Source organism: Desulfosporosinus sp. BICA1-9 (genome assembly GCF_000802135.1).
The window spans coordinates 1-10,778 of sequence record NZ_JUEE01000129.1 but is presented as its reverse complement, the minus strand read 5'-3'; the positions used below and the strand labels follow the sequence as shown (position 1 = coordinate 10,778).

Annotated in this window: 12 protein-coding genes; 2 read left to right on the top strand and 10 right to left on the bottom strand. The window is 43.2% G+C overall.

Annotation, left to right across the window (positions count from 1 at the left end; genetic code table 11):
* Positions 1 to 10: 10 nt before the first annotated feature.
* The 4 genes from JL57_RS15230 to JL57_RS15215 form a co-directional block, all read right to left on the bottom strand.
* A complete protein-coding gene (locus JL57_RS15230) occupies positions 11 to 370 on the bottom strand; it encodes a hypothetical protein (protein WP_034142880.1) in 360 nt (119 codons plus the stop codon).
* 138 nt (positions 371 to 508) lie between these two features.
* A complete protein-coding gene (locus JL57_RS15225) occupies positions 509 to 2,080 on the bottom strand; it encodes an acyl CoA:acetate/3-ketoacid CoA transferase (protein WP_034142879.1) in 1,572 nt (523 codons plus the stop codon).
* 326 nt (positions 2,081 to 2,406) lie between these two features.
* Positions 2,407 to 3,090 (bottom strand): reverse transcriptase domain-containing protein, encoded by a 684-nt coding sequence (locus tag JL57_RS34565; RefSeq protein WP_291300139.1) that lies wholly within the window; start codon positions 3,088 to 3,090, stop codon positions 2,407 to 2,409.
* Between the two features lie 139 nt (positions 3,091 to 3,229).
* On the bottom strand, positions 3,230 to 3,907 hold the full coding sequence (locus tag JL57_RS15215; RefSeq protein WP_291300138.1) for a thiolase family protein: 678 nt from the start codon (positions 3,905 to 3,907) through the stop codon (positions 3,230 to 3,232).
* A 376-nt stretch (positions 3,908 to 4,283) separates the two neighbouring features.
* Here JL57_RS15215 and JL57_RS34560 point away from each other — a divergent pair, with 376 nt between their 5' ends.
* Both JL57_RS34560 and tnpB read left to right on the top strand, forming a co-directional pair.
* On the top strand, positions 4,284 to 4,586 hold the full coding sequence (locus tag JL57_RS34560) for an IS66 family insertion sequence element accessory protein TnpA (protein ID WP_291300137.1): 303 nt from the start codon (positions 4,284 to 4,286) through the stop codon (positions 4,584 to 4,586).
* Positions 4,583 to 4,816: an IS66 family insertion sequence element accessory protein TnpB gene (tnpB, locus tag JL57_RS36450; protein ID WP_366557035.1), complete on the top strand. Its 234-nt coding sequence runs from the start codon at positions 4,583 to 4,585 to the stop codon at positions 4,814 to 4,816. Before JL57_RS34560 ends, tnpB begins: the two co-directional genes overlap by 4 nt.
* A 709-nt stretch (positions 4,817 to 5,525) precedes the next feature.
* Here the strand turns inward: tnpB and JL57_RS15195 are convergent.
* From JL57_RS15195 to JL57_RS15170, 6 genes are all read right to left on the bottom strand, one after another.
* Entirely contained in the window at positions 5,526 to 6,944 is a 1,419-nt protein-coding gene (locus JL57_RS15195; RefSeq protein ID WP_045691773.1) for a sigma-54-dependent Fis family transcriptional regulator, read from the bottom strand.
* Between the two features lie 150 nt (positions 6,945 to 7,094).
* The gene (locus tag JL57_RS15190) at positions 7,095 to 7,595 is read right to left on the bottom strand and encodes a radical SAM protein (protein WP_291300136.1); all 501 of its coding nucleotides are present in this window, start codon (positions 7,593 to 7,595) and stop codon (positions 7,095 to 7,097) included.
* 94 nt (positions 7,596 to 7,689) lie between these two features.
* A complete protein-coding gene (locus JL57_RS15185; protein WP_034142874.1) occupies positions 7,690 to 8,157 on the bottom strand; it encodes a MaoC/PaaZ C-terminal domain-containing protein in 468 nt (155 codons plus the stop codon).
* 307 nt (positions 8,158 to 8,464) lie between these two features.
* A complete protein-coding gene (locus JL57_RS15180) occupies positions 8,465 to 8,848 on the bottom strand; it encodes a nuclear transport factor 2 family protein (protein WP_045691774.1) in 384 nt (127 codons plus the stop codon).
* Positions 8,849 to 9,127: 279 nt separating this feature from the next.
* Positions 9,128 to 10,441, bottom strand: a complete 1,314-nt coding sequence (locus tag JL57_RS15175; RefSeq protein WP_034142873.1) for a TRAP transporter large permease — start codon at positions 10,439 to 10,441, stop codon at positions 9,128 to 9,130.
* Position 10,442: 1 nt separating this feature from the next.
* Positions 10,443 to 10,778 (bottom strand): TRAP transporter small permease (locus JL57_RS15170; RefSeq protein ID WP_291300135.1); only part of this gene is annotated, 336 nt, incomplete at its 5' end.

The window sequence follows — 10,778 nt, the reverse complement described above, 5'->3', positions numbered from 1 at the left end:
TGTGCTAATTTTATTTATAGAATTCACTATTATATTTCTTGGTTAATTCTGATATTTTACCCATGACCGCTTTCCCGTCAATGCTTTTCTTGTTCAATACCTCAGCATACTGGCCCTGTAACGGCTTGAGTTTCTCATTCCAACGTGCACTTTCTTCAGCAGAGAGCGTAATCAATTGATTGCCCTTGGTAACGGCAAAATCAAGACCGAGTTGATTTTCTCCCTTTGCTCCATCTTTTCCATCCCACATTGTTGAAGCAGTCGCAAATACTTCCTCGTTCACTTTAGTAATAGCATCTTGAATCTCTTTGGGGAAGGAATCCCATACCTTTTTATTCATAGTGGCATAATGAACAGTATTATACAACATATCGACGCCCGAGGTGACGTACCTCTATACCTTTCACTGCAGCTAGGAGCGATACCCCCGCCCATTGAACCTGCGCCCAAAACACCGATTTTTAATGTCATTGTAATCCCCTCCATCTAATTTGTTATTTTAGTATTGTTAATTATGTCTCGCGATCCATTCGCTCAACCCATTCCAACTTTCCTGAAATATCTCGTGAGGCATGAGTTTTACGTTATTGATCACCGGCTTAAAATCCATCAGACGCAAAACATCATGTTCCAAGTCTATCCCTGGAGCAATTTCCAGCAACTCGAGACCGCTATCCGTCAATTCAAAGACAGCCCGTTCAGTCACATAGATCACCTGTTGCCGGATACTTCTTGAATAATCACCGCTAAAGGTGATTTGTTCCACAGCTTCAATAAACTTTTTCATAGTCCCTTCCCGTTTGATGTTAAGTTTGCCGCCCAGAACTTCAACCTCTAAACCGTTAGCCGTAAACGTCCCACAAAACACCACACGCTTCGCGCTTTGTGTGATATTAATAAATCCACCGGGCCCCGCTACCTTATTATGAAATTTACTGACGTTAACATTTCCTTTTTTATCCGTTTGGGCAAGTCCCAAGAAGGCCACATCGATGCCGCCACCATCGTAGAAATCAAATTGGTAAGGCTGCTCCAGAATCGCTTCTGGATTGATGGCATTGGCAAAATCAAGTCCCGAAGCCAGCACCCCGCCAATGCCGCCGCCCTCGCTCGTTAGGGTAATCTTGTCGAAAACCTTTTCTTCTGCAGCGACGGCGGATATGCCTTCCGGCATGCCAATACCAATATTGACGATGTCATGATCTCTCAATTCAATGGCCGCTCTCCTGCAAATGATCTTACGTTCGCTCAATGACATAGCGGGAATGGATTCCACCGGGATTTTTAAGTCGCCGCAAAAAACGGGATTAAAATAGGTTCCTTGGGTTTGATAACTATTTTCTGGCTTGGCCACATACACATAATCCACCATGATTCCCGGCACACGAACTTTTTTGGGATGCAAGGTGCCAGCCTTAGCCACGTATTCAACCTGAGCGATGACAATACCCCCGCAAGCTTTGGCCGCTTGGGCCACGGACAGGGTTTCAACAAGGATGCCATCCTTTTCGATGGAGATATTTCCATGCTCATCGGCTGTTGTCCCCCGGATGATGGCTATATCGACCTTAGGTGTTTTGTAACGCAACCATTCCTCGTTGTCGATGACCATGACTTCCACCAGATCTTCCTTGGTCTTGGTCAGAGCGTTGATTTTTCCGCCTTCCAGTCGGGGATCGACAAAAGTTCCTAAGCCTACCTTGGTAATGACGCCGGGGCGCCGCCCGGCAATTTCCCGGGGCATAATGGCCAGTACGCCTTGAGGTAAGCTGTACCCTTCAATGTCATTCGACATCAGCATTTTACCGATTTCCGGTCCGCTAGCGCCAAAGTGACCGCAGACAATTCGCTTAACCAAGCCTTTGTGGGCAAAATGAGCGATGCCTTTGTTATTGCTATTTCCGGTTCCGGTGGAGTGATAGATGGTTAAATCCCTCGGATTGCCGGTTTCTAGAAAACTCTTTTCGATTTCGATAGCGATCTCTTCGGCAAATCCAGCGAGCCCAAAACCACACGTATAGATGGTTGTCCCTTTAGAAATCAGCTCAGAAATCTCGTTGGACTTGATAAACTTTTTCATATATATAATCATTCCTTTAGCTTCGCTCAAGGCACAAAACGTAATGAAATACGTTGGCTTTTAACGGATTTTTTATTATTCTAAACTCCTAGGGATAACAATTAACTACAAATCACGCGGAGGTGAGTGGGCTGCTCCAACATGGAGTGACCGCATGTATATATGTGTAGATTGTCTTTCCGTGAGTAGACAAGGCCGTCACCGACCTTGCCCCCCTCTTTGAACTGTACGTGCGCAATTAACGCATACGGCTCTCCAACAACTTTACAAATAGTTTGCAGTTAGGTTTACGTAAATCTTTGGTTTCACTATCGGGAAAGTTTTCATCAATCCGTCTCGAAATGCATCCCCGTATAGCTTTTCCTTTGGATTCTACGATTCAACCACTTGAACAATAGATTGACAACCATAAATTGGAATACTGCAATGCCTTTAAAATTATCTGTGACTCCGTAGTAGTGATAGTGCCCGAGCAGTGATTGATTTACTCTGTCAATTATGTCTTTAACAGCCCAATCCCGATGCTCTTTTAGCCACAGATTTAGCATTCTCAATTTTGCTGTAGTCTTCTTGCGACACGATTTCACCTTGACACGGAAGAATTTCTTCTTTGTATCCATGCTGCAAAAGAAAGTGAAACCTAGAAAATCAAACGTTTCGGGTTTTCCCTCGCCTCGCGCAGCTCGGTTCTTTACTGCAACTCTGCCGAATTCCAATAAGCATGTCTTTTCATCTGCTAATTTAAGACCGAACTTCGCAAATCGAATCGGCAGTTCCTGATAGAACTTTTCTGCATCCTCTTTGTATTGGAAGCAGCATACAAAATCATCGCAGTAGCGGATAATGTATGCGTCACCGCGACACTCGCTCTTCACCTTTATGGCAAACCACGTGTCAAGAACATAGTGCAGATAGATATTTGCATAAGTGGGCGAAGAAGCCGACCCCTGTGGGCTACCGACCTCATGTTCCAGCACCTTTCCCCCGTCTAACACATCCGCTTTCAGCATCTTCCTGATAAGGTCGATAAACTTCCTGTCGGCTATGTCATGTTCGAGAAATCGAATCATCACTCATGGTCGATGGTGTCAAAGAATGACCGAATATCAGCCTCGACTACATACCTGACGTTCTTGCGGATACATCCTATCAACTTTTTACCGCCTGATGACAGTTCTTTCCCGGTCGAAATCCATAGGAGAATTCATAGAACTTCGGCTCATATATTGCGGATAGAATTTCGGCAACACGGTTTTCCACCAACTTGTCCTCGTAGCAAGAGATTCCCAAGGGCCTCTTGTTGCTACCACCTGGTGGCATTTGACCGGCAAAGGCTTCGTTGATTTGGTAAACGTCGATTTGCTCTTTCGTCAGGCCTGTCTTTTTAAGGAGCTTTTCGATCGCATAGACTGGACCAAGGCCCATGACGTTAGGGTCGAGGCCGGCTACCGCATAATCGACAATCTCAGCTAGGGGTTCGATTTGCAGTTCCTTCGCCTTTTCTTCACTCATCAGGACCAACGCAGCTCCGCAATCATTTAAGCCTGAGGCATTGCCCGCTGTCACGGTGCCTTCCTTGTCGAATACAGGCTTCATCTGCGCCAGGCCTTCCATGGTGGTATCAGGCTTAAGGTGTTCGTCTCTCTCAATCAGCGTCACCTTGCCTTTTCTATCCTTTAATTCTACGGGAACGATCTCGCGCTGGTAACGGTCTCTTTCCATAGCTGCTTTGGCTTTCATCTGGCTGTCAAAGGCAAACTGGTCGGAATCCTCTCTGGGTATCCCGCACTGCCTGACAACGTTTTCCGCAGTATTGCCCATATGCATCTTGGGGTATTGAGGATAAGGCTGTGCTTTGTAATGATAAGTGGTGTTGGCATCAGTTTATTTAATAAGAATTTGCAGTTAGTGTGATCACACCAATATTTGTTGCAATCCCCATGCCAAACTATTCAATGCTCAGTAATATTTTCTATTTTTTCCATAGCAACCATTTATCTAGTAAAAAGGGGCTTGTGAAAATTTAACTGGATAATCCTTCGAAAATTCATTCGATTCTAGCATCGATACAAATTAAAAAGTCGCAAAATGTAGACAAATACTGTCGACTATTTGCGACTTGTCTATTTTTTGCGACGTAATTGTCAAAAACTCGGCACATAGAAATGCCCATTTAGAACTGGGATAATAACCTCAAGACTAATTGAGGAGGAATTATCCCAGGACCAGACGTCAGCTGGTAAGCGCTTACCGTGCTTCCGGCCAAACGGCTGCTGCATGGTGCTCAGAAAACAACCTAAGCATCAATACACTCCGATACTGGTTGACCAAGTGCAACCGCGAAGACAAAGCTGACCTTAAACAAGAAACCTTTATTGAGTTGAAGCAAACGTCCGTCAAGGAAGTTCCGATCATTGTTAAGATCGGACCGATTTCCATCGAGCTGTATTCGGTCTTTCAAGCTGCGACTCTTCGTGAGGTCATTGCTGCTATTCGTCCCTTATGAGCTTGAACGCTGCCGGTCTCAGAATATTTCTTTCCTGCAAACCCTGCGATATGCGAAAAAGCATTGAAGGTCTTTCTACATTGGTCCAGACACAGTTACAGTTGGATCCTTTCGAAAACTGTTTTTACGTGTTCTGTAACCGAGCCTGTGACAAGTGTAAAATCCTTCATTGGTCCAATAATGGTTGGTGGTTGTACTACCGCAAATTGGGCAGTGGCGTCTTTCGCTGAGGGTCTTATTCCTGTAGCCCACATCAGACCGATTGCGGTTGGGATTGTAAGGCATCTCAACCCATCAGGGAATCCTGGGTATTATGCGTTTGTTGAAGTGCTTTCCGGTTGTAAAGTGATAGTATGCATGAAGAGCAGCTTGTATTGTCCTAAGAGTTGAAGTTAGAGGTAAGCCCGCCGTATATTCTACAATTAGCTTTCTTAGTTGCTCTTCATCGGAAAGAAGGTACGTTGAGTTGAGGGAGTTGAGAAAGCAGGATACCCGACTTGTATAGACTTCAAGAACCCGTTTGGTATAATTGTTTGTCATAAGGTGACTCTCAAAGTCTGACAAACTTGATGTTTCGTACTCTTTACGGCTCATATTATCTACTCCTTTTTGCTTTATATAGTATCAAAAAAGGATGATAGATGTTATGTGCCGAATATCTGAACAAAACCTACCAGAACAGACTCCTTAACCCTGATTCAGCACATAACCAAACTCGGCACATAATTGCGGAACAGATGCCGAATACAGATTTCAACCAATCCCCGGAACTGATTGAAAAGTTTGTTCCTTGGTCGAAAGAGCTACCAGCTAACTGCATCAAAACTAAAAAATAGAACTCATGTCCAACCTTAGGGTTGGGCTTTTTCTTTGCTTACGTGCGTAGGATTTGGCAATTACGTTTGTTTTGCTTTTTTCTGATTGTTTAGAATTTAATGGTTAGCTTTCTTTTTCACCTATCCTTTCAATATTCAGGCTCTGCATTTTTCGATAAAGCATGCTACGGTGAAGTCCCAACCGCTCCGCTGCACCGAGGACTTTCCATTCACATTCCTCCAGCACCTTGAGGATATATTCCTTTTCCACCTTTTTTAGCAGTGATTTTAAATCTCCGTGATGATCCTGGGCAACCGATAGGTGGGGTGCTTTATCTATCTCCGAATCCGGGTATCGCGCATCTATTGGATCGTTAAGCTCTAGTTCTCCTGCAGACAAGGTGACGACCATTCGTTCGATCATATTTTTTAGTTCTCTAATATTGCCCGGCCAGTTGTAGTTCAAGAATTTATCCATAAGACCTTGCTGTAAGACGGCATCCGTCCCATACTTGTTGTTAAATGATGCTAAAAAAAGGCCAGCCAGGGCCACAATATCCTCTTTGCGCTCCCTAAGTGGCGGAATTCGCACCGTTAAAACATTGAGTCGATAATACAGGTCGGCACGGAAGGTTCCCTGCAAAACTTTCTTCTCCAAATCCTTATTGGTAGCTGCGATGAGCCTCACATCCGTCGTGAGGATGGTCGTTCCCCCTATGCGGTTATATTGCTTATTTTCTAATACCCTTAAGAACTTGGACTGTATATCTAAAGGCATTTCTCCTATTTCATCCAGTAAAAGTGTTCCACGTTCGGCCATTTCAAAAAAGCCCGGCTTGCCTTTTTGCAACGCTCCGGAGAAGGCCCCCTTATCGTAGCCAAAAAACTCGGATTCCATCAGCTCTTTAGGGACCGCTGCGCAGTTCACCGGTATAAACGGCTCATTGGATCGGTTGCTGTTTTCATGAATAACCCGGGATAAGACCTCTTTTCCGGTTCCCGATTCACCCAGCAAAAGCACCGTGGTGTTCGTTCTGCCTGCGATAGCTAGGTAGGCCAAAATTTTTTTCATCTGTGGACTCTCAGCGATAATCTTCGAATCCGAATTAAGAGAACTGATATACTTGAGTGTCGAGAGATATTTGGTCGCATTGGCCCGTTCTTTTTTCAACTCAGCAGCGTATTTATCGATCATGCTTTCAGCCTGAACATTGGTGATGGTCATGATGACGTTGTTATTTTCGTCAAAAATCGGGTTAGATGTGGATACCACAATATTTTGGCTTTTCGTATGAACCAAACCGGTTTCTTGTTTTTTGCTTTCGATACTCCTCATTATGATTGATCGGTCGTAGACCCCATTTTTAACCAAATCAGAGGCATTCATGCCCACTAATTCTTTATGAGGCACACCCATGTATACGCTTGCTGATTGATTGACGAATAAAAATTTTGCGTGATTATCTGTAACGATAATACCATCATGGGAAACGTCAAAAACCTTAATCAGTTGCTCAAAAGAAATCAATGATTCTCTATTCATGGTAAAACCTAAGCCTCCTTTCTCTCATTATTTTTCTTTTATAATACTATCATTAATATGTGCTAAAAAAAATCTAAGGTCGCAAAATTCAAACTACGCGTCGGGCGTTCACTGGATGCTAACTAACCGAATAAAATAAAGGCAATTGCTCTAATAAATCACTAATACGAGTTGACTATATTGTTCCCGTGAGGGCGCTAGTTCCTGCCATATGTCTTTAGCTCTACCCGATGGCCGCAACCTAGACAACCTTAATTTAGCCCCATATAAATTCGCAAGAGAAAGCATTTGATCTAAGCCTGGAATTGTATGTTTAGTTACAACACAATTAAGAGCTGTTATAACCCTTTTTTCACAAAGTAAACGAATTGCTTCAACTGCTTGCTGATACGTCCCTGCTCCTCGAATAGAATCGTTGACTGGTGCCACCCATCCATCTAAACTAACCTGAACCCTTAAGTCGCGTTGGCTGATTTCTTCAGCCATCTTACTTCCGATCAGGGTTCCGTTGGTACTAAATTGAGCATAGACTCCTTTTTCATGGGCATAATCCATAATTTCCAAAAAGTTAGGATGGAGAAGAGGCTCTCCTCCCCCAACATTAATATAAAAAACCTTCATTTCCGCTAAATCGTTAATGAACTTTTTCATCTCCCAATAAATATATATTTTAAAAACCCCGGCAACCTAGTATCACTGGATTCTAGGCCACCGGGGTTTTAGGGGATGAAGTATATTATGGGCTTTATGCAGTTGGACAGCTCTTTCTTAGCATCAAAATCCAGTTACCTTGCATCACCGCTTCGTTCTTTTGGTTACTGACTTCTAAGGAGACCTTAATAATTCCCCGCTCTACATTCTTGCTTTCTTTCTTTTCTGTTACGATCAAAACCGCACGAATGGTATCTCCAAAACGTACTGCCCCGACAAAACGTGAAGTCATTTCAAGCACTGCAATGGTCGTTCCTAAGAAAACACCAAGTTGATTGGCCAGTCCAGTTGCAATCGATTGAATTAAGACTCCATGGGCGATTCGACCACCAAATGGGGTATTTTCCTTCGCCCATTCTTCATCCGTATGCAAGGGGTTATAATCTCCGGAAATTCCGGCGAAGCTAACGACATCCGCCTCAGAAATTGTACGTGAGACCGTATGAAATTCATCGCCTACATTTATCTCGTCAAAGGTTAGTCCTGTTACTTTGAAGATCATCTTTAATCCCTCTTTCCCTGTTTCCTTGAAAATCAGTAGTTTGACACAAGCAAAATCTTCTTAAGTGCTTATAATAATAAATTTCCCATACAACCTTGGTGCCGCAAAGCGGCATGGGGGGCTGACTGTATAAAAAAACAAGTCTCCGGACCACTGAGTTCCGGAGACTTGTTAAGTAATTGAACGCCCGCCCATTAAACCCTGCAAATGCCATCATTTGTTGTTCGCCACCACTTAACGTTCTCACGAGCTACTTTTCTCTTTCCTTTTAACTTGGAGAAAAACTGATAAACCTAGTGTTAATGCCTCAGAACATACTATTATTGTTGGCCGATGTTTCCGGAATTTCTTGAATAGTATCCCAGTGTTCATCGATTTTTCCATCTTCTAATCTGAATATTTCGATAATTGCCCGACCTCGGGTATTTGGTGCACGAAGTGAATGAACATGTAGAATTACAAAATCACTGTCTGCAAAAATTTGTTTAATCTCGCTGCGCGCTTCAGGGTGATTTGTTTTAAGGAATTCGATAAATGCCTTCAATCCTTCTGGTCTATCAGCGACAAGCGGGTTGTGTTGCTTATATCGCGCACCTACATATTTCTTAGCCGCTTCATAATCCTTTTTGTTAATGATTAAATCGTAAAAATCCTTTACAATTTCTTTATTTTGCTCAGTTACAGTACTCATCAAAAATCATCCTCCTTGTAAGATAAACATGGGTCCAGGCCTTTAGTACTAACCAGAACGTTCCGGTGGGTCTCCTAATATCGTGCTCTAATCACTTCTTAAAGAATCCCATTGACACGTGCACTAGAACCCTAACCATTGAAGACTACAAAGTCTCTTTTACTCCAGAGAGTAACCTCAGATATAAGAGAGTTTGCTTGACTAGGTGGTTTTCGTTATACAAGAAAGGGAAGCAAGGAGACGTCCCTGCCTCAGTCACTTCCCGTTTTATTGGCCTTTTTATTTTCTCATTAAATCCGGTAAAAACGTTGCAATTTCAGGCACGAACATGAGTAAGACAATAAGCGCAACAATCGCGTATAAAAATGGCCATATCCCTTTGAAAATTTTCTCCAGCGGAACGTCTGGTGCAATTCCTTTAATAACGTATACGTTTATCCCTACTGGCGGAGTTATGACCCCAGCGCCCGCTACTAAAACGATCATGACCCCAAACCAAATGGGATCGTATCCCAGGGTGTTCACGACTGTAGGGTAAAAAATGGGCACGGTTAACAAGATTAATGCTAAAGCATCCATAACAAATCCCAATACTACGTAAATCAATAATATAAGGCACATGACAACAAATGGCGGTAAGGGTAAACCTTCTATCCACATGCCTAATTCAAACGGCAGTCGAGTAATGGCTATAAAGCGACCAAATACATTGGCGCCTGCTATGAGAAACATAATCATCGCTGTGGTATTTAATGTGTCATATAGCGATTTTTTCAGGCCCGCCCAATTTAATTGTTTAGTAACGACAGTAATCACAAGAACGCCAGCGGCTCCTACAGCCCCTGCCTCAGTCGGTGTGAACCAACCGGCGAATAGTCCTCCCAGAGAAAGAACAAAAACAATAAAAACTTCTAAAAGCCCACCATTTTTGAACGCGAACATTTTCTCTTTCCAAGTTGCCTTCTCGCCACGAGGAGCAAGGTCAGGATTCCTCCGCGTCATAAAATATATTACTCCTATATAAAAAAGCGTGAGAAGAATGCCGGGTATTATCCCGGATATAAACAGATCCCCGATCGAATTTTCGGTAATCACACCATAGATGATAAAGATAGTGCTGGGTGGGATCAATACCCCAAGAATTCCACCAGCTGCGACACTTGCTGTTGCCAGAGAAACATCATACCCACGTTTTCGCATTTCAGGTATGGCTATCGAACCAATGGTTGCGGAAGTAGCTATACTTGACCCCGAAATGGCTCCAAAAATCGCTGCTGTTGCTTGAGCAGCAATAGCTAATCCACCGGGAAGATGCCCCATTGCCTTATATGCAAAAGTGAACAATCTGCCGCCGATACCCGAATAAAAAGCTAAAAAACCCATCCAAGTAAACAACGGAATAACACTTAAAGAGTAAGAAGAAAATGTGCCATACAATTCTGTGGCAACTACTTTAAAGGCAACATTAGGCGCATTAATAAGACTGATACCAAAAATGCCGGCGATCAACATAGCATAGGCAATGGGCATACGCATTGCAATAAACAGAAAAAATAACAAGAAGCCAAGCAGCCCTATCATCATAGGATCCATATTATTGGTCACCTTCTTTAACAAAAGAATTCAAGACCTTGCCAAAAACCACCAGGGTAAGCATACCGACCCCCACGGCAATTATTAAGATAAATGGGGCATATGGAATTAAAATCGTAGTAGTGACCTCCTGATTCCGACGCATCATATCAGCACGCTCCACCAAATACCACGTAGCTATTACAAGAGAAACAATGACAATGGATCCGGTTATGAAATCTATAATTTTTTGCACTTTTTTAGGAAAACGTTCTACGAGTAAACCTACTGAAACATGCCCACCCTTAACAGCACAATAGGCCAGTGATAGAGAAATGGCAACCGGCGTCAATATGAC